17 protein-coding genes and 1 pseudogene are annotated in these 19,610 nt (G+C 64.7%); 2 read left to right on the top strand and 16 right to left on the bottom strand.

Annotation, left to right across the window (positions count from 1 at the left end):
- Positions 1–342: 342 nt before the first annotated feature.
- The 13 genes and pseudogenes from GY769_18095 to GY769_18035 form a co-directional block, all read right to left on the bottom strand.
- Positions 343–945 carry a CoA pyrophosphatase gene (locus tag GY769_18095; GenBank protein MCP4203834.1) on the bottom strand — a complete coding sequence of 201 codons (603 nt, stop codon included), beginning with the start codon at positions 943–945 and terminating at the stop codon, positions 343–345.
- Positions 942–2,651, bottom strand: a complete 1,710-nt coding sequence (locus GY769_18090; GenBank protein MCP4203833.1) for a hypothetical protein — start codon at positions 2,649–2,651, stop codon at positions 942–944. Before GY769_18090 ends, GY769_18095 begins: the two co-directional genes overlap by 4 nt.
- 5 nt (positions 2,652–2,656) lie before the next feature.
- The gene (locus GY769_18085) at positions 2,657–4,288 is read right to left on the bottom strand and encodes a glycosyltransferase family 4 protein (GenBank protein MCP4203832.1); all 1,632 of its coding nucleotides are present in this window, start codon (positions 4,286–4,288) and stop codon (positions 2,657–2,659) included.
- Positions 4,289–4,290: 2 nt separating this feature from the next.
- Positions 4,291–5,407 (bottom strand): annotated as a pseudogene (locus tag GY769_18080) (peptide chain release factor 2).
- Positions 5,408–5,410: 3 nt separating this feature from the next.
- Positions 5,411–6,910 (bottom strand): apolipoprotein N-acyltransferase, encoded by a 1,500-nt coding sequence (lnt, locus tag GY769_18075; protein ID MCP4203831.1) that lies wholly within the window; start codon positions 6,908–6,910, stop codon positions 5,411–5,413.
- A 16-nt stretch (positions 6,911–6,926) separates the two neighbouring features.
- Positions 6,927–7,598, bottom strand: a complete 672-nt coding sequence (locus GY769_18070) for an SPOR domain-containing protein (protein ID MCP4203830.1) — start codon at positions 7,596–7,598, stop codon at positions 6,927–6,929.
- Between the two features lie 24 nt (positions 7,599–7,622).
- Complete coding sequence (locus tag GY769_18065; GenBank protein ID MCP4203829.1) at positions 7,623–8,369, bottom strand: slipin family protein; 747 nt, start codon at positions 8,367–8,369, stop codon at positions 7,623–7,625.
- Complete coding sequence (locus tag GY769_18060; GenBank protein ID MCP4203828.1) at positions 8,366–9,712, bottom strand: nodulation protein NfeD; 1,347 nt, start codon at positions 9,710–9,712, stop codon at positions 8,366–8,368. Before GY769_18060 ends, GY769_18065 begins: the two co-directional genes overlap by 4 nt.
- A gap of 33 nt (positions 9,713–9,745) precedes the next feature.
- Positions 9,746–10,576 carry a hypothetical protein gene (locus tag GY769_18055; GenBank protein ID MCP4203827.1) on the bottom strand — a complete coding sequence of 277 codons (831 nt, stop codon included), beginning with the start codon at positions 10,574–10,576 and terminating at the stop codon, positions 9,746–9,748.
- A 13-nt stretch (positions 10,577–10,589) separates the two neighbouring features.
- Positions 10,590–12,842 carry a DUF255 domain-containing protein gene (locus GY769_18050; GenBank protein ID MCP4203826.1) on the bottom strand — a complete coding sequence of 751 codons (2,253 nt, stop codon included), beginning with the start codon at positions 12,840–12,842 and terminating at the stop codon, positions 10,590–10,592.
- Positions 12,843–13,086: 244 nt separating this feature from the next.
- Positions 13,087–13,716 (bottom strand): PIG-L family deacetylase, encoded by a 630-nt coding sequence (locus tag GY769_18045; GenBank protein ID MCP4203825.1) that lies wholly within the window; start codon positions 13,714–13,716, stop codon positions 13,087–13,089.
- 63 nt (positions 13,717–13,779) lie between these two features.
- On the bottom strand, positions 13,780–15,540 hold the full coding sequence (locus tag GY769_18040) for a nodulation protein (protein MCP4203824.1): 1,761 nt from the start codon (positions 15,538–15,540) through the stop codon (positions 13,780–13,782).
- A 23-nt stretch (positions 15,541–15,563) separates the two neighbouring features.
- The gene (locus GY769_18035; GenBank protein MCP4203823.1) at positions 15,564–15,719 is read right to left on the bottom strand and encodes a hypothetical protein; all 156 of its coding nucleotides are present in this window, start codon (positions 15,717–15,719) and stop codon (positions 15,564–15,566) included.
- Between the two features lie 30 nt (positions 15,720–15,749).
- Here GY769_18035 and GY769_18030 point away from each other — a divergent pair, with 30 nt between their 5' ends.
- Positions 15,750–16,535 (top strand): hypothetical protein, encoded by a 786-nt coding sequence (locus GY769_18030; protein MCP4203822.1) that lies wholly within the window; start codon positions 15,750–15,752, stop codon positions 16,533–16,535.
- On the opposite strand, the gene pssA is transcribed toward GY769_18030, so the two are convergent.
- Positions 16,532–17,239, bottom strand: coding sequence for a CDP-diacylglycerol--serine O-phosphatidyltransferase (gene pssA, locus GY769_18025; protein MCP4203821.1), 708 nt, complete (start codon positions 17,237–17,239; stop codon positions 16,532–16,534). The genes GY769_18030 and pssA overlap by 4 nt on opposite strands.
- Before the next feature lie 69 nt (positions 17,240–17,308).
- Positions 17,309–17,767, bottom strand: a complete 459-nt coding sequence (locus GY769_18020; GenBank protein MCP4203820.1) for a hypothetical protein — start codon at positions 17,765–17,767, stop codon at positions 17,309–17,311.
- Positions 17,768–17,874: 107 nt separating this feature from the next.
- On the opposite strand from GY769_18020, the gene GY769_18015 reads away from it, so the two are divergent.
- Positions 17,875–18,855: a cysteine synthase family protein gene (locus GY769_18015; GenBank protein ID MCP4203819.1), complete on the top strand. Its 981-nt coding sequence runs from the start codon at positions 17,875–17,877 to the stop codon at positions 18,853–18,855.
- Positions 18,856–18,883: 28 nt separating this feature from the next.
- Here the strand turns inward: GY769_18015 and GY769_18010 are convergent, their stop codons facing one another.
- Complete coding sequence (locus GY769_18010) at positions 18,884–19,387, bottom strand: DUF3465 domain-containing protein (GenBank protein ID MCP4203818.1); 504 nt, start codon at positions 19,385–19,387, stop codon at positions 18,884–18,886.
- Positions 19,388–19,610: the final 223 nt, after the last annotated feature.

Here is a 19,610-nt window from a genome sequence, read left to right as displayed (position 1 = left end):
TCCTCGGCCATCGGCCACGGCCGAGGAATGACACGAGTTGAAGATCTCTCCCCGAACGCGCCCACGCGCATTGGGCGCGTCCGGAGCTCTTGTCGGGCGCAGCGTTCGAGTCGGAGCCGAGGATCCACCGGGTCGAGAGAGAAGAGCCGAGGCCTCCGCGCTGGATCTCCCGCGGCGGCGCCTGTTTGAGCGAGACGTGCCCTGACGGCGAGCGAGTTCGCCGTCGCCCGAGGAATCGTACGAACGAGGCCCAGGTGGATCGACTCCGGCGCGAGCTTCCAGCCCGATGAGGGCTGCGGATCCGTCCAGTCGCGCCGGCCTTGCCAGCACCCGGCCCCGCCCTCACGCCGGCGCCGTCATTTCCAAGCCCAGTCGCTCCGTCAGATTCCGCACGATCGCCGCGGTCAGTCCCCAGACGCGATGCCTGCCGACGTGGTAGATCCGGAACATCCGGTCGTGGCCGTCCACCGTGACCACCCGGTCCTCGACCACTCGCACATCCGCGAAGGCCATCACGGGCACCTCGAAAACGTCCGCGATCTCTGCTTCGTTGATCCGGATTTCGTAGGGGTACGGGATGGCGCCGACGCATGGGCGAATCCGAAAGCCCGAAAAAGTATCCAGATCGTCCAACTCGCCCAGACGCGCAACGCCCTTCTCCTTGAGGCCGATCTCTTCCCTGGTCTCGCGCAGCGCGGCGGTCCAGGCGTCCTCCCCCAGCTCATAGCCGCCGCCCGGAAACGCGACCTGTCCACCATGTTGCGGCAGATCGTCTGAACGTTTGGTCAGAACCACCCACAGCTGACCGGCGTTGACGAACAACGGTACGAGCACCGCCGCAGGTCTCCGATCGCCCATTACCATCCGCTTGGGCGGCGGCTCGGCCAACCTCTTGCGTATCTCGATGATCCAGCTGCTGGCCGTTCCGACAGGGCGCTCACTCATGATCCGCCCCCCGCGCGGGCGCTGACCGAGAACGGCTGATCTCGCCGTCCTTCAGCGGGCATTGAAAACTCCAGCATGTGCACCCGATGCAGGCCATCCCGACCCCAGACGCGATGTCGAATGAGCGCGTCCCCGAGACTCAAACGAAAGGTAACGCCCCCCTCCGGGCGAAACAAGAGGTCTTGCACGACGCCGCCCTCCAGCTCGAGCTCGGTCCCGGCGCTGGCGCCGAACTCAAGATCGAGATACGCCAGCCGGTCAGCCGCAGCGATCATCAGCGAGCCCTTCTTGCCACCCCGAAGCACGAACTGGGTCTCGCCGGAGCCCGGCTCGATGCCGTCGTCGGTCAGACGTATCAAAAGCAGGCGACTGACCGCCTCGCCGGGGGTCGGGATGTAACGCTGGCTGCTCTCGAACGGCAATACCGAAGCCACTGGCGCCGCAACCGCGTTGGCATTGAGACTTCTCGGATGGCCGCCAAGATCGGCCCAGAGAGGAAAGACGATGGCGATCCCCAAAGCCCCGGCGAGAAAACCCGGCCAGGCCGAGAACGCGGCACGAACGGCGAAGAAGCAGAGAATCAGCACCGGCACCATGCGCCGATTGCTCAGGGCTTCCGGGCCACCGAAAAAGTTGAAGGGATCCAAAACCAGAGCCAGAAGCGCCGCGCCTCCTGCCGCTGCCCAAAGCAAACCCCGACGCCATCTGCCGGTCGCGGCGAACAGCACCAGCGGAAGAAACGCTGCCGCCATGCCGACATGGCGCCCTCCGAGAGAGTAGACAGCGTTCCAAAGCCAGAGTCGATAATCGAAGACCAATCCCGGCGCGCTCGTAGATTCGAGCCGCTCCGTCCACTTGGTTATCTCTTCGATCGAGTCACCGGCCCGCACGGCCAATCCCGTGTCGGCCTCCCACGGCGCGCCTCCCGCGAACAACGAGCTCCCGAGAAACCAGAAAGAGAGCAGAACCAGAGCAAAACCTCCGACGCTCGGCGCCCAGGCCGCGTCCGCTCGAGCTCGAACCGCGAGCACCAGAAACACCACGAAACAGGCCGCGTAGACCGGTGCCTGAATCACGGCCAAAGCGGCCAGTGCGCCCACTCCGAACCAACGGATGGTCGCCGCCACCTGGTTTCTCTTCTTCTGCGCCATTTGAGGAAGCTCTTCGGGCGGCGCTTGATCGCCGGTCAGCCAATAGGCGGCGGCCAGTAGAACCCCAACGAAGAGCTCGGGCCAGACCGCTCTGACGTAGGCGAAGACCGGCGTCCCGAACAACAGCGCAACCGCCCAGTAGGGAGCGCTCCGCGGACTGTCACGGCTCACTCGAACGCAAAGCGCCAGGGCAAGCGCGGTCAGGAACGGAAGATTGAGCAAGTAGGGGCCGCGTTCCGGGGCGAGCAGGGCGAACGGCGCCAGCGCGATCGCGTAAGGCAGGGGCTGGTAGTAGCGCAGAGCCCCTCGCTCGGACGAGATCAGGACCTTGGCCTCGCGGTGCGGCCATTCCCTTTCGGCAAACCGCGAGCGATCGCGCTCCCCATACTCGAGATCGCCGTCGCGAGCCAGGCTCTCCGCCTGCAAGCGGTAGGTTACCTCCGTCGGGCCGAGCGGGTCCGGAGAAACGGCGAACGTCGAGTACGCGGCCGCGCTCAGAGCAAGGACAAGAAGAAGCCAGCCCGGAGCCGCGTCCGAGAATCTCAGGGCACGCATGGTCTTCAGAAGCCCGGCGAGGATGCCGAGCCGGTCGCATCGCCGAGATCGCCTACCCAGGAGGGACCGCCAAAGGCGCTGAGACCGGAGAGTTTGTCGATGTGGGGCTCGATCACCAGAAACCGAGTGCCGAGAGGCCGCCGCAGCGCGAACCGAAACTCGTGCGCCTCGTCGCTATCCAGCGCGCGAGGCAGCTCGTTCTGCTGTTCCTCGAGGGCTTCGCCCCCGATCTCCGAGCGCCACTCGACGGTCAGCTGGACTCCTCCCGGAGTCTCTTTGGTGGCCAGCCATCGGGCGACGCCTCGATTGATCAAACGTACAACGAGCTCTCGACGCTCGCCTTCCGGCCACGGTCCGTCGGCGCCGGACACCTCGATGTCGCCCGGCAGATCGCGCCACAGCAGAGTCGTCGGCGGTGCGATCCGGGCAGCGTCTTCACCCGCCGGCTCGAGATCTCTAAGCTCGAGACAAGATTCGACCACCGCCGCCGCGGCTGCTTGCGGATCGTGTTTTTCCTTGACGAACGTCCGCGCGGCGAGGCCCATCTGACCTAGAACGGCGGGCTTCGCCAGAACTTCGCCGACCGATTGCGCGAGCGCATGCGCCTCGCCTTCGCCCAGGGGAACCGCGAGCGCCACCTCCTCGGGCAGCTCGCGAAACTGTGCGTAGTCCGAAACGACGGCCGGTCTGCCCACAGCCAACACCCGAAGCAACGAGGCCGACGTTTCGCCGGCGGTCGGATACCTCAGGTTGATGCACAGATCGCAGGCCGTGATGGCGGCCTCGAACTCGTCGTAGGGAAGAAAACCGGTGATATGCACCCGATCCGCGACGCCGAGCATGGCGGCCTTGTCGGCCAGCGCGAGATGGGGCGACACCTCGCCGGCGATGAGGAGGTGAGCGTCCTCCAGACCCGGCTCGGCCAATGCCTCGATCACCACCTCGGTCCGCTTGATCGGCGTCTGAAATCCGAAGGAGCCCAGCAACGGATGGTCGAGCGGCAGACCTCTCGACCTCCTGAACGCCCGCGCAACCTCCTCCTCGACCCGCCCCGGAATCGGAATACCCATGGGCACTACCCGAACGGCGAGGTCCGGATTCTCCTCGAGCAGCTGCTGCGCCGCCCACTGGCTGTGCACCAGGATCCCGCGCTGTCGGCGGACCAGCGTCCTGTGAACCGGCAGACCGAACATCGCGGCACTGGAAAGCTCCCCCCAGTAACGGGCCTTGGCCACCAGATCGCCGATCCAGCCGTGGTCTCGGGTCAATCGCTCGGCGTACCCTTCAAAGTCATCCTTCGCAAGAGTCGCCTCGATCAGCAGGTGATGCAGCACGACGTCGTGCAGCGTGATCACGCCGGGAACTTCCAGAGCCAACCGCTGGACTTCTTCGTGATACGGGTTGTTGCCCATCTGGTAGAACGGCAGCCGGTCTTCTGCACCGAGCTCGGCGGCGCTCGCCGGCTGGTGTTGGCGGCGAATCTCCTCCGAGATCTCCTGGCCGGGGACGGCGATGATCCGCAGGTCACAGAGCTCGGTCAAGGCCGGCACCAGATCGCGGCTGTAGTCCGCGATCCCCGATCGCACCGGTGGCAACGGGGAAACGTAGTCGAGGCGGAGATCGGAAGACTCGCTCATCGTCACCCGGTCGTTTCGCTCGGTGAGCCGTTGATCTGGGCCTCGAGCCAGGACTGGATGAACGGGTTGATGTCACCATCGAGGACTCGCCCCGCGTCTCCCACCTCGGTCGAAGTGCGGTGATCCTTCACCATTCGGTAGGGGTGCAACACATAGCTCCGAACCTGGCTGCCCCAGCCGATCTCCATCTTCTCTCCCTCGCGCTTGGCCTGTTCCTCACGGCGCTTCTTCATCTCGAGGTCGTAGAGCCGGGCCTTCAGGACCTTCATGGCCGTCGCGCGGTTCTTGATCTGGCTACGCTCGTTCTGGCAGGCGACCACAATGTTGGTGGGCTGGTGCGTGATTCTGACCGCCGATTCGGTCTTATTGACGTGCTGCCCGCCGGCTCCAGACGCTCGATAGGTATCAATGCGCAGGTCTTTGTCCTCGATCTCGATCTCGACCGAGTCATCCACCTCCGGGTAAACGTAGACCGACGCGAACGAGGTATGGCGACGGCTCTGAGCGTCATAGGGGCTGATGCGCACCAGGCGATGGACACCGTTTTCGCCATTGAGGTAGCCGTAGGCGTACTCGCCGCGAACGGCAAAGGTAGCGTTCTTGATGCCGGCTTCCTCGCCATCCAACCGGTCCAGCAGCGTGGCCTCAAACCCGTTCGCCTCGCTCCAGCGCAAGTACATCCGCAAGAGCATCTCCGCCCAGTCCTGGGACTCGGTACCGCCGGCCCCCGGATGAATGGCGACAATGGCGTTCTTGTCGTCGTCCGGCCCCGACAGCTTGAGTTGTAGGTCGAGCTGGTCGAGCTCCTTCTCCAGTCGATCGAGGAAGGACTCCGCCTCCGGGTCCATTCCGGCTTCGGAGAGAAGCTCCTGCCAGGTGGCAAGCTCATCGCCGTCCGAGCGCAGGCGCTCGAGTGTCGCTATCCGGCGTTCGAGGCTGCGCCGCTTGCGAAGCAGTGGCGAGCTCTGCTTCGGATCGTCCCAGAATCCGGGCGTCTCCATCTCACGGTCGATTCCCGCCATTTCGTCCTCGAGACCGGCATCTTCAAAGATACCCCCTGAGCGCCTCGAGACGCTCTGCCAGCTGATCGATCTGCTGCTGGGTTTCTATCGGAATCATCGGTTATCCACTACCTCGACGGGAGCGCGCCAACCTGTGCAATATAGCAAAGGTTCCGATACCCAAGGCCAGCAGCGGAACCGCGAACGGAGCCCTGGAATAGAGCGAGAGACTCTCTCCGCCCACGACGGAGGCCCTCAGCACGCCCTCCTGGTTCACGCCCAAGATCTGCCGCAACTCGCCACGGGAGCCGATCACCGCCGAGACGCCGGTGATCGCGGCTCGCAGCAGCGGCCGGCGATTCTCCGCGGCCCGGAATTGGGCCGCTCTCAGATGCTGCCAAGGTGCCCAGGTGTCTCCATACCAAGCGTCGTTGGTCACCGTCACCAGCAGGCTGGCGCCTCGCGCGACCTTGCCTGCGACGTCCTCCGGGAACGTCACTTCGAAACAGATCGCTGTACCCAGCGATTCACCACGCCACTTCAGGTTCCCCTTGCGTCCACCCGGCGAGAAGTCGCCCGCGGCTCTGGCAATTCGCTCGAGGAATGGCAGCCATCTGCCCAGGGGTACGTACTCTCCAAACGGTACCAGCCGCTGCTTGTCGTAGCGGCCGGTCTCTTTGGGCGATCCGCCCGCGGATTCGAGCAGCACCGCGTTGTAGTATCGCTCACCGTCCTGGAACGGAGAGTTGAATAGCAGAGAGCAACCCGCAGCGACCAACTCGGCGACGTCCCGCTCCAGGCGACTTCCCGGTTTGAACGAGTAGGGCCAGGCGGCGCTTTCGGGCCAGATCAGGAGCTCTCCAGGAGCACACGCATCCCGTGAACGCTCGAAAACGCTCCGATAGTTGCGCTCCGCGAGGCCGGCATCCCAAGAGGTCATGTTGGGTATGTTGGGCTGCACCAGCACCACCGCCCGCACCGGACCGCTGGCCACCAGGGCCTCTCCTTGCCTGCCGCTCACCGCAACCAGGGCCAGCACCGCAAGAACCGTCCAAGCAGCCGGAGTCCAGGACCGCGTCACGATCGCCCGCGCGAACGCGACATTGACGACCACGACAAGTGCCGAAACGCCGAGAGCGCCGATCCAGGCACTCGTTTCGAGTGCTCCGGGCAGCCCGGCGGCCGAATACCCGGCCAGGTTCCAGGAGAAACCCGCGGGACCGCGGCCGCGCAGGAACTCGCACACCACCCAGATCGCCGGCAGTGCGACCAGCGCAAGCGCTCCCGACCGCTTCCAGAGCGCGGCGGAGAGCCGGGCGAAGAGCGCATGGAAGAGCCCGAGGTAGGCCGCAACGAGAAGCAGCGCCACCATCGCGAGCCAAGCCGGTAACGAGCCGAAAGTGTGCAGGGTGGCCGGGATCCAGGAGATCCCGACGATCCAGAAACCCAAGCCATGAAACCAACCGATCAGCCCCGGGCGAGGCCCGGCGAGCAACAAGAGCAGCGGCACCAGGGCCAGCCAAGGCGCGATGAGCAGAGGCTCCCGGCCGAAGCAGAACGCCCACAAGGCCCCCGCCGCAAAGGCAAGCAACGCGCGCGGAGCCCAGGGCGGCGGCGTCACGGTGAAACGCCGTCGATCAGTGTGTGATCCAGGTGTCGAGCTTGAACGCCCGGCGAACGCTTTCGGCCACGACCTGCGCCTCGTCGGGATCCGTGTACGGCCCGATCCGGACCCGGTGCAGGGTCCTGCCGGCAACTTCGACGGGCGACAGCACGGCCGGATAGCCGCTCTTGCGTAGCTGATCGACAACCCGCCGCGCCTGTGCCTCCTCGTTCGAGGAGAAGACCTGGATCACAACCGAATCCGGAACTGACGCCGCGGCCTCGGACCCGCGCGAGGCGCTCTCGGGGCTCGCGGCCGCGGGCTCAGCCGGCGCCTGCGCTCGATCCGGCTGCTTCTCGATCCGCCGTTCCACCGCACTGACTTCGTCGCCCGATCCGGCGGGAGACTCGGTGCCGGCGGCGCCTTCCTCCGCCGCTATCGCGGGCGGTGATGGACCCTCGGACACCCCGGCCGCGTCATCGCGCCGGGTGAAGAAATCCAGCTCCTCAAACGGAGCCTCGCCGGATTCGGTCGCGAGGATCGACTCGGTTGAAGCCATCTCGACCGCGGCATCGGCATCTCGACCCAGCCAGACTCCCCCCAGGAACGCCGCCAGGATACAAATCAGCAGCACCACGAAAATCGACATCACCTGTCGATTCGTCAAGGCGATCTCGTAGTAGCTCTGGTCGGATGAGGCGCTCAAGGTTGGACTCGCGAAGCCGGGAGTCTATTTCTTTTCGCCAAACGCGCCCAGCAAATCGATCGGAATCGGAAAGAGAATCGTCGAGTTCTTTTCGGCGGCGACCTCCGTCAGAGTCTGCAAATACCGCAGCTGAAGCGCGGTCGTATTCGAGCTGATGATCTCGGCCGCCTCGGTCAGCTTCGCCGAGGCCTCGAGCTCACCGCTAGCGTGGATGATCTTGGCGCGCTTCTCACGCTCGGCCTCCGCTTGACGAGCCATTGCGCGCTGCATCTCCTGCGGCAGGTCGACGTGCTTGACTTCGACCGCCGAGACTTTGATGCCCCAAGGATCCGTCTGGGAGTCGATGATCGCCTGGAGCTTGTCGTTGAGCTTCTCGCGCTGCGAAAGCAGCTCGTCGAGATCGGCCTGTCCCAACACCGAGCGCAACGTCGTTTGCGCGATCTGGCTGGTGGCGAACAGGTAATTCTCTACTTCCACGACCGCCTTGGCCGGCTCCAGTACTCGGAAATATACGACCGCGTTGACCTTCACCGAAACGTTGTCCTTGGTGATGACGTCCTGCGACGGCACGTCGTGGACGATAGTACGAAGCGAGATTTTCACCATGCGCTCGAACGGCCAGAAGATGAAGACCAGCCCCGGCCCCTTGGGAGCGGGCGACAGGCGGCCGAGCCAGAATGTCACCGCTCGCTCGTATTCGTTGAGGATGTTGATCCACCGCGAAAGCGCGAAGATCGCGAGGAACACCAAAAGAACCAGACCGTAGGTCATAGCAACTCCTCTTGTTTCGGCGGATTGGCGACCGCGCCGTTCGGGCGCACCCGCAGGTTCAGGCCGTCGACTCCGACCACCACCACATCGGTGCCGACATCGATCGGCACTTCGCTCACGGCGTTCCATATTTCACCGTGCACAAAGACTCTGCCCTTGGGGTCCAGGACGGAGCGCGCCTGTCCGCGCTCGTTCACCAAGCCCTCGGCTCCGGTCTTGACCTGACTGCGATGCGCCCGAATCGCCATGGCGGTCATGAAGCCGACCACCAGAGTGGAAAACAATACCGCCGCGCCGATCACATCCAGGCCGACCCGAATCGCCGGATCCGGGGACTTGAACAGCATGAGCGAGCCCAGCACCAGCGAGATCAAGCCGCCGACCGTCAGCAAGCCATAGCTCACCACCTTGACCTCCGCGATGAAAAAGATCATCGCCAGCAATATCAGCGCGATTCCCGCATAGTTGACCGGCAGAACCGACAAAGCGAAGAAGGCCAGAATCAGGCAGATGGCGCCCACCACGCCGGGTAGGACGGCGCCGGGGTTGGACAGCTCGAAGTAGAGCCCGAGACCGCCGAGGGTCATCAGAATGTAGGCGATGTTCGGATGGGCCAGCGCGGACAGCAGGCGCTGAAAGGCCGACATTTCGCGGCGCTCGATCAGAGCTCCCGCGGTTTTGATCGTGACGACCTTCTCGCCTCGTTGAATCTCGCGCCCGTCGATCTCGGCCAGCAGTGCTTGCAGATCCTCGGCGATCAAGTCGATCAAGCCGTTCTCGAGGGCTTCCTCTGCGGTAAACGACTTGCTCTCCAAGACCGCGCTTTCCGCCAGCTCGAGGTTTCTCTTGTTGCGATCCGCCAGCGAGCGAATCGTGGCCGCCGAATCTTCCTCGACCTTCTCGGCCATGACCCCTTCGATGTCCTCGCCCTGACCTCCGACGGGATGAGCCGCCCCGGTGTTGGTGCCTGGCGCCATCGCCGCGACGTCCGCGGCCATCAGGATGAAGAAGCCGGCGGAGGCCGCCTGCGAACCGCTTGGAGACACGTAGACGACGACCGGGACGTCGGAGCTCAGCATGGCCGTGAAGATCTCGCGCGTGGAGGTGAGCAAACCACCCGGTGTCGCGAGCTCGATCACGAAAGCCTGGGCGTCCAGGTCCTCGGCCTCGGCCAGGGAGTCCGTGACGAACTGCGCCGCCGGTGGGTGAATGATGGAGTCGATCTTGATCGCCACCACGGGACCGCGGCGGTTCGCAGTGGTCTCGACCACCTGAGCCGCGGCAAAGGCGGCCAGACCGACGATCAAAGCCGTCGCGCCCAACCCCATCCGCCATCGCTTCATCGAGGCACCCATAACATTGAAAGTATAGCTCCGCTAGTTATCGGCCGCTCCGTTCTCGATCCATTCGATGACTCCCGCCAGCTCGGCGTCGGTTAGAAACGGCCCTCCGAGCGGCATCCGGCCACCGATCGGCGCCGAACCTCTCAGCTTCTTGACCAGATAGCTCCGTCCCGGGTCTCCCGGTCTGACCCTTCGGTCCGGCGGGAACTGGACCGCGCTGACGTTGACCAGGCGGCCGAAGCTCTCGCCAGGTTCCAGAATCAGTCCCTGCTCCGCGGTCGCGCTGTCGTGACAGCCGCTGACCGCGCAGCGCCCCGAGAACACGCTCACTTGAATTCCGGACAGCGTGGTGGCCGCGTTGCCGGCGGCACAGCTTGGGAAATTCTCGAGCTCGTTTCTCTTCCTCACGGCATCGAGGCAGAGGCTCAGGCTCGTCCCCTTTGGCAGATCGGAGCCGACGGGCTCCATCGTCACCGTCACCAGGCTGTTCGCAGCGACCGTCTTGGAAAATTTCTTGGACTTCCGAAACCCGTTTTCGGCCGAGCGGTCAACGATCAGACGAAACGTCTTGAGCGACGCCCCGGTTTCCAGATTCACAATCGTGGTTCTCACGATCACTTCGGCCGGTAACCTGGCTCCGTCAGGAGCTTCGATCCTGCCCGAAACCTGGAGCAGCCGGTTCTTGAGCTTGATCTTCGCGGGAACGGCCCAGCTTGCCACCGGATGCCGCTCGCCCTCGTTGATTTGCCGCTCCAGCCGGAAGCTCAGCTCCAGAATGCGCGGCTCTTCCGCCGAGGTCAGAAGGTTGCAGCCGCCGAGCGCTACCCCCAGCAGCACGCAACAGGCAGCAACAGCGTCCTTCACGACCGCTCCCGCCCTATAACTCCAGAACCTGTTGGACGGGCGCGAGGCACCGCTGGTCGTCGCAAGCCTGGAAAACGACTCGGATCCATCCGCCCGATTGGGACCGAGTCCGCGCGCTCCCCGAGATCTTGACTTCCCCCTCGTAGATGCGCACCCGGTCTTTGCCGGGCATCGGAGGCTGCGGCGGCAACTCCTTCGCCTCGGGAAAATCAAGCTCGCCGATGTCGACGTCCTCGCCAAGAACCTCGAGGGGCCGGACCCAATCCGGCGCATCGCCGCCCCCGGGGTAGGGCGCGTAGATGTGCCAGCCGGGCTCGATCGTCAAGGTCAGAGTGAACTCACGGACCGCCTCTTCCCCGCCGCCGGCAGTCTCCAGGCTCAGGGCGACTCGCTCGCGAGCCTCCGCGTCGAGCGGGGAGAGGCTCGGGGTGCTGGCTCCAGCCCGACTCCGTTGCGGTTCCCCGGCAGTCGCACCGAATCCTCGGCGCGCCGCGATCGTCATCATGCGGGCCGGCTCGGCCATCCGCTCCAGCAGCGGCGCAAAACTCCGCAGGGCCCGCTCGGCTTCGCGGCGCCACCGCGAATCGCCCGTTGCCCGAGCTAGTTCGAGGAGGTTGAGTATTGCGACCGCGTTCGCCGAGGGCGTGGCGCCATCGAACAGGTCTTTCGAACGCACCAGGACATCCGAGGCCTCCGCGGCGGCGAAAAAGCCGCCGGCCGGATCTCCCAGCCGGTCGATCTGCTCTTCGGTGAGTCGGACGGCCGCCTCGAGCCACCGACCACCACTCTCCCGACCGGCGGCCTTCTCGAGAGCCAGCAGCCCCCGTACGAAGTAGGCATAGTCGGCCAAGAAGGCAGGGATCTCGCCGGCGCCGTCACGCCAGGCGTGAAGAAGTTGTCCCGACGGCGTCTTCATCGTCTCCAGCACGAAGTCCGCGGCGCCGGTGGCCTGGGCGACCAGGCTCCTCTCTCCGAGGAGCCGTCCCGAAGTGGCGAGCCCTGAGATCGCCGCGCCGTTCCAATCGCTGAGGATCTTGTCGTCGACCAGAAGCGGCTTGCGCTGTGAACGCGCTTCCAAAAGCTTGGCTTCGAGCGGTGCCATTTGGTCGAGCAGATCGTCGAGCTGCAGCCGGCGGCGGCGGGCCTGATTCGTGAGCGAATCCGGATGGTGCAGGACATAGTGACTGCCCTCGAAGAACGGCGATCGGTCAAAGCCGTAGAGCGGCGCCAGAAAACCGAAGTCCTCCTCTCCGACGACGTCGAGCAGTTCCTCGCGCGTCCAGACGTAGAACGCGCCTTCGTGGCCATCGGTTTCTGCATCGAGCGCGCTCCAAAGAGCGCCCTCGGGCGAGGTCAGCTCACGTTCCAGAAAGCCGGCGGTCTTCCGAATGACGCGCGCGGCCTGCGGGTCGCCACTGCGAGCGAACTCGCGGCCGTAGGCCTCGAGTAGCCAGCCGTTGTCGTAGAGCATCTTCTCGAAATGCGGGATGTTCCATTCGCGGTCGGTGGCGTACCGGTGAAAGCCACCGCCGAGATGATCGTAGATACCGCCGCGCGCCATGTGATCCAGGGTGGTTGTGAGCATCTCGGCGGCACGCGGTCGCTCGTCCGCGAACTCGAGCAGCAGGAGCAGATTCGACGGGGTCGGAAACTTGGGCGCCGATCCGAAACCGCCCCACTGCGGATCGAACGACCGCTCCAGGGCCGTCAACGATCGTAGCGCGGCCGAGCCGTCGGGCAGCTCAGCGCCCGGCTCGGGCCTGTCCTCCAGGCTGTGGCGTATGGCCTGAAAGACGCTCGCCGCCTGCTGCTCGACGTCGTTCCGCCGGTTTGCCCAGGCGTCGGCCATGGAACGAAGAACGGTGCGAAAGCCGGGCAGGCCCGGCCGATCGATCGGCGGGAAGTACGTGCCGGCGAAGAACGGCTCCAGATCGGTGGTCAGGAACACCGAGTTGGGCCAGCCGCCATGCTGGGTGAGGATCTGGGTCGCGGACATGTAGATCTCGTCGAGATCGGGACGCTCTTCCCGATCGAGCTTGATGTTGACGAAGTGCCGATTCATCAGGGCCGCAGTGTCTTCGTCGGTAAACGACTCGCGCTCCATGACGTGACACCAGTAGCAGGTGGAATAGCCCACCGACAGAAAAATCGGCTTGTCTTCCTTCGGGGCCCGGTCGAGGGCCTCCGCGCCCCACGGATACCAATCGACGGGATTGTCTTTGTGCAGCAGAAGGTATGGGCTGCTCGACTCGGCGAGGCGGTTCATGGCGGTGAGTATAGGGTGGGCGGCCTTCCCGGCGGGATCTCCAAGAATGTAGCGGTCGCCCACCACCGTGTCGAGCGTCTTTCTTTTCCGCTTCGCGTCGACGGCGGCTCGGCAGGCGATTCACCAGGGGCCGGCTCGAGCTAGAAAGCCTGCATGGTTCGGGCTCTCGCCTGACCAGCGCAGGCAGAGACGCCCGAGGCGGCCCCTGGCCGGCTGCCCTGGCGAGTCGGCACCTCAGCGTCGCCTACCGGAGCAACCGCACCGCCACGAAGGCCTCGGCGGCCTTGACGCCGACCTGGGACCCTCTCCAGACCGCCAGCGCCCGCAACGCCTCCAGCGATCGGGCATCCGGCTCGGGGCGGATCTGGCTCTGGTAACAGGCGGCGGCCTCGAGCTTGGTCTCGAGCGTTTCGCTGATGTCGACCCAGCAAGTGGGGAGGAAGCCGGCCTCGACGTAAGGGATGCTCCAGTGGGTCTCGGACTGCGTCTCGTAGCAGTAGACCTCACGGATGCCACGGCCGGTCTCCGAAGACGGCCGCCAGGCGACCGAAAGTGAATGAAAGATCTCCCGGTGGTCCTTGTGCAGATCGAAGGGAAACGGAACATACAGAGCGTCCGGTTGAACGCGCGAGACCAGCGCATCCGTGATTCGGTTGAGCTTCCAAACCGGCTCCTCCGCCACCAGAGCCGCCGGTACTTCCTCGAAGAGAGGCTCCTTGACTCCCAGAACCGACATCGCCTGGCGGGCCTCAGCGCGTACCGTCTCCCAGACCGACTGCGGCCAGAGCGGATGATCGGCCTCGCCGTGTCCCGTGATCACCGCGACCGTGACCTCATGCCCTTCCTTGGCAAAGCGGGCCAGAGTTCCACCCATGGCCAGGGTCTCGTCGTCGGCGTGCGGCGCGATAACCAAGATCTTCACGGGAACTCCCGACTGCTAGCTTCGATCATCCTCGAGCGGCTCGGCCGCCGGATCCTCGGGCTTTTCGATCAAACACGAACCGATCGCCAAGGCGTCGAGGCCCGTGCTCCAGAACGTTCTCAAGGCGTCGCGCGGCGTGCACACGATCGCCTCGCCCTTGATGTTGAAGGAGGTGTTGAGCACGATCGGTACTCCGGTGCGCGCGGCGAAGCGTTCGAGGAGACGATGGTAGCGAGGGTTCGAATCGCGATCGACCGTCTGCGGTCGAACCGTGCCGTCCACGTGAACTATGGCGGGCGCCTTTTCGCGCGCCCGCTCGGTCGCCTCGAACGCGACAATCATGTAGGGCGCGCGCCGGCCCTCCGACAGATACTCGGCGGCGCTGTCCTCGCTCAGACTCGGGCAGAACGGGCGCCAGTATTCGCGAAACTTGATCGCGGAATTCACCCGATCCCGACTAGTCACGTCTCGAGGATCGGCGAGAATCGACCTTCCTCCCAGGGCTCTCGGCCCGGCCTCCATGGCTCCCTGGAACCAGCCCACGATCTTGCCGGCCGCCAGAAGCTCGGCGGTGGCGTCGGCAATGTCGTCGCACCGCCGGTAGCTCAGACCACAGGAGCGGACCTGCGTCTCTACCTCCTCATCGCTGAACGAAGGTCCCCAATAGAGCCCACCGAGTGGCTCGGGCCTGCAGCCGGCCTCACGAACGTGGAGCGCGACTCCAGCGCCGATACCGAGTCCCGAGTCGCCCGGAATCGGAAATGGAAAGACCGACGCGAAGTGCCCGGAGCGCTGAAGTCGGCTGTTGAGCTTGACGTTGAGGCCGACTCCTCCACCGATGCACAGATTCTCGAGACCCGTTGCCCGCTGAAAGTGCGCAACCAGACGCAGCGTGTGCTCCTCGAGCGCGCGCTGAGCCTCGAAGGCCAAATCCTCGTGGATCCTCTTCAGAGGTGCGCTCCAGAGCCGCGGCTCCACGCGGAGCAACTCGACCAGATGATCGGTGAAGCGCGTCGAGTGAGAATGTGGGCCGTGGTGAATGTAGCGAGGCTCGACAACGTAGTCGAAGCCCCTCGGCCCCTCGTGCACGACCCTTGCGAGCCGATCACGCAGATCCCGGTTCTCGCGCCCATAGGCGGCTAGGCCCATGACCTTGTACTCACCGTCGTAGGCCTTGAAGCCCAGGAACTCGGTGACTGCGGCGTAGAACCAGCCGAGCGAGTGGGGGATCTGGATCTTGGCCAGGGGCTCGAGCTCGGTGCCCCGCCCGTGCCAGACGGTCGTGCAATCGCTGTCCCCCGAGCCGTCGAGGGTCAGCACCAGGGCCTCGTCGAACGGCGACAAGAAGAAAGCAGCCGAGGCGTGGGTTTCGTGATGCGGAAAGAAGAGCAGCTCCGGCAAGGCCTTTCGCGGCACTCCGAACTGGCGCACCAGCTCGCTCTCCAGCCGCGCCTTGAGGGCGTCGCTGTTGAACCAGGAAAGCGTGCCACGTTGCCAGGCGCGGGTGGCCTCGTCGGGCGAGTACTGGTCGTTGACCTGAGCATAGAACTCGGCCATCTCTCCGTTCGAGTAGCGGGGGGAGTCCCAGCCATACACGAACGCGTCGATCTCGGTCAGATCGAGCCCCGACCGCTCCAGGCAGAATTGGATCGAGCGAATCGGGAACATCGAGGGCGCGTGCTTGAACCGAACCACGCGTTCCTCCTCGACGAAGGCTTCCACCTTACCGTCGCGGACCAGACACGCGGCCGGATCGATGCCATGGAAATAGCCGATGACGTTCACGAATTGGCAAGATATCAGAGCGGCCGGGTGCCGCCGGCTTCGGCCTCGGCGTTCGCCATGTCGTCTAGAATCGTCTGCGGGTCTCCGGTGATGATCGATAGGGCATGCGGGATGGACGGCTTCCACGGAGCCGGTCGTTGAGCGGGCGCCGGCGCGGCCTCAGTCTCCATCGACGCGCGCTTCGGCGTCTCTTGACGCCCGTGAGTCGCCGACTCGCTCTGTCCGACGGCGGCCGCCCCTTCTCCCGTCTCGGCGCCGTTCGGTCGGAAGATTCGCTGCCTTGTGCCTTCATGATCGCGGTCCCGGGCTCGGAGGACATGGTGTTGAAGAACTCCGCGTCCCTGTCCGGGCACTGCCGGCTGTGCCTGGTCATGAACGGCTACTCCGGATCCAGGGCCCGGCGCCTAGCGGCAGAGGCGAACGTCGACACCTCGATCCGGCTACGCACCGTGCCCGGCTTTCCCGTGAGACACGGCACCGCCGTGACGGTGCTGCTCGACCATGCCGAGGAAGATTTCGTTCTCCTCGACGCCGACTGCTTCGTCCGCGACCCCAAGGTACTCGAGCTTCCGGGATTCGAGCCCGACGAGTACCTCGCGGCGCCCGACCATGATCATTTCTTCAACGTCAACCGGGTCACCGGTGAGCGTTTCCCGCGCACTCACTTCTTGGTGTTCAACGTCAAGTTGGTGCGCGAGGTAATGGCGCGACACCGAATCAACGCCGAGAAGTACGCTCGAGCTCCGAGGCGCCTTGTCCGAGCGCTGGCGAGCATGGGCTACGGCAACCACAACTTCCCCCGAAGCCATCTCAGGCATTTCGACACTCTCCTTCTGTTGATGGCGATGGCCCGGTACGATGGCCTGCGCCCGCGCTGGATTGCCGCCGGGGCCTCCCAGATCGTGCACTGGAAGCACCATGCAACGGCGCTCGCGAGCCTCGGCGGCCGCGCTTCGCTCGGATCCGATGAACCCGAGCTCGACTAGCGCACGGTCTCGACCAGATCCTCTTCGTCGTCCGGTGTGCCGGTGCGGGCAGCGATGGCCAGGATCACGAGATTCCAGACGTTCCACCAGCCGACGGTGTACCAGTTCGGCCAGGCCACCAGGGCGAAGTAGTTGAGGAGACCGACTCCGAACGCGGCGCCCAACCAGCCCCTGGACTGGACTTCAGGCAGATGCCACCGAGACAGCATCAGCAGCGCCAAGATCAGGACTACGGTTGCGGCAGCCGGTACCGGGACCTGATCACGCATCAGCACGAGAGCCATCATGTAGCCCGCGGCGATCGGCGTCGGCACACCGGTTGTCCGGCTCGCCTTCTGATGCTCGTCCGAGATCAGGTTGAAACGAGCCAGGCGATACACGCCCGCGAGCACGAAGCTCACCGCCACGAAGACTCCCAGGCCTTCGAGCGGCCGAAGGACCGCCTGATGGACCAGAAACGCCGGGGCCGCGCAGAAGCTCAAGCTGTCGGAGAGTGAGTCCATCTCCTGGCCGAACTTGCTCGTGGCGTGGAGCATGCGGGCCACGCGGCCGTCAGCCAGATCAAGGAGGATCGCAACCATCAGCAGAATGACCGCAAGCCGGAACTTGCCGTCGGCAGCGGCGATCATCGCGATGAAACCCACCACGATATTCGCGGCGGTCACGGAGTTCGGTACGAACAGAAACCTGCGATTCGCGTCCATCACCCGGCATTCTAGCGCAACTTCGTTAACGCACACTTTTCGGCAGCCAGTCCTCTCCGCCAGGCCGGTTCATTTGCCAGTACGGGATCCGCTCGCACCTGGCCATCCGGTAGGTCGTGCCCCGCTGTCTTCGTAGTGAATCAGCGCGTGAGGCGCTTCGGCGGCGAACGAGTAGCGCATCCATCCCGACGAGCCTGAGAGCTCGATCTCGAGGGTCAGCTTGATCACCTCGAAGCCGGCGGGCCGAGGCGAGTCCGCCTTGACCTCGAGGTCCGGCGCCCAGGGCTCCTTGACGGCGATCAATAGCGCACGCCCCGGATTGGCGCGGCCATAGCGATGCCAGTCGACCTCGTAGGCACAAAACTCCGCTTGGCCGTCATCCCAGATTCGGTCGTGCCGCCAGGCACCCGAACCCAGGTCATCGGCCGCGCTGACGCCATCCGGCCCGCATGCGCCGAAGGCCAACGCGCACAAAACGAGCAAACGGCCAAGACGGACCATGCCGGCGTTTCGACCCCTATTTCGCACGCTGAAACCTCCTTCAAACCCTCTGGCACTATGCTACATTCCCGATCGCCTGAACCACGGGGCTCCCGTCCAGAGCCTTCACTCTCAGCTTCAAGAGCGGCAGTTGCATGGAGATATACGGAAATATTCTCGAGACGTTGGGGGACACACCTCTTGTCAAGCTGGGTCGCTTCTTCGGCGGACCGGCGACCCTCGCGGCAAAGATCGAGTCGTTCAATCCTGGCTCGAGCGTCAAAGATCGAATCGGAATCGCAATGATCGAAGCGGCGGAAAAAGCGGGCGAGCTCAAACCCGGCCAACCCATCGTCGAGCCCACCTCCGGTAATACAGGACTCGGCCTGGCCCTGGCCGCCATCCTGCGGGGCCACAAGATGCTCTGCACCTGCGCCGACAAGATCCCGCCGGAAAAGATCGCTCTGCTCGAAGCCTATGGAGTCGAGGTGATCACCTGTCCAACCAACGTGGCCGCCGACGACCCGCGCTCCTACTACAAGACCGCTGAGCGGATTCGCGATGAGCGCGGCGCATTCCTGCCCTACCAGTACTACAACCAGGCCAACCCGCAGGCTCACTATGACTCGACGGGACCCGAGATCTGGCGCCAGACCGACGGCCGGATCACGCACTGGGTCGCCGGTATCGGCACCGGGGGCACCATCAGCGGGGTCGCGAGGTTCCTCAAAGAGCAGAACCCCGAGATCAAGGTGATCGGCGTGGATCCGATCGGCTCTGTCTACAAGTTCTACAAGGAGCACGGTGAGCTCCCCCACGAAGACGAGATCCATCAGTATCTGATCGACGGCATCGGTGAGGATCTACTGCCCGAGAGCGTCTGGATGGACACCATCGACGAGGTCGTCAAGGTGGACGACCAATCCGCCTATGATGCGGTCTTCGAGCTCGCCCGCAACGAGGCCATCTTCACCGGCTCTTCCGGCGCCGCCGCGGCCGTCGGCGCGCGTCGGATCGCCGAGGATCTGGCCTCGGACGCTCTGGTCGTCACGCTCTTTCCCGACTCCGGCGAACGCTACCTCTCGAAACTGAATCACGAGTGGATGCGCGACCACGGGCTTCTGGACACGGAATAAACCGCCGTCGGCATCGTGGCCGGACGCGCTATTGGTAGGTTTCGCCGCGGTGCTTGATCCAGCCGCCCTCGCGCCGCCGCTGGGGGTCACGGTGCGTCCAGTGCAGCACGCCCCCGCGTTGGTTCCACTCGTATTCGCCCTTGACCTCGACCCGGTCGCCTCGTGCCACCGGCACCCGGGAAGCGAGGTCTATGTTGTGGGCCACCAGCACGGTGTGGCCGGACGGCAGCTCGAGGATGAAGCGCTGATGGCGCGACCCTTGGTTGTCGTCCATTAGCAGGCGGGCCGCCTCGCCGCTGACCTGGACCATGACATCCGAGCGGCCCTCCGCGAATAGCCGCTCGATTTTGCCCAATCGGGCCTCGGACCCCAGGACTGAGCCGGCCTCGGATGACACCGGAGCTTGCGGCCAGAGCACGAAATCGCCAATGCGAACTCGGCCCTCTCTCGCCCACTGCCAACCGAGATAGACCAACCCGACAAACAGAAAGACGAGCGCCCGTCGCGGACCTCTGCTGCCACGCGATGCCATCCCGCGGAGTCTACCGGCTGGACCTGCAAGCCGGACGGCTCTCGTGTGACGATTTGAGTTACAATGCCCGCGGTTCCAGCCGTAGAAAGATTATCGATCCCCAAGGGAGGGGGAAAGGAGAAGTCATGAATTGGACCAAGGCTCTATTGGCAGGCCTCGTTGGGGGCGTGCTCGCGACCCTGGCCGACTACGTCACGCACGGCATGATTCTGCGCAATACCTA

Source organism: bacterium (genome assembly GCA_024224155.1).
In the GTDB taxonomy this organism is placed as follows: domain Bacteria; phylum Acidobacteriota; class Thermoanaerobaculia; order Multivoradales; family JAHEKO01; genus CALZIK01.
The sequence above is the reverse complement of the archived record's forward strand: the minus strand, read 5'-3'. Positions and strand labels throughout refer to the sequence as shown.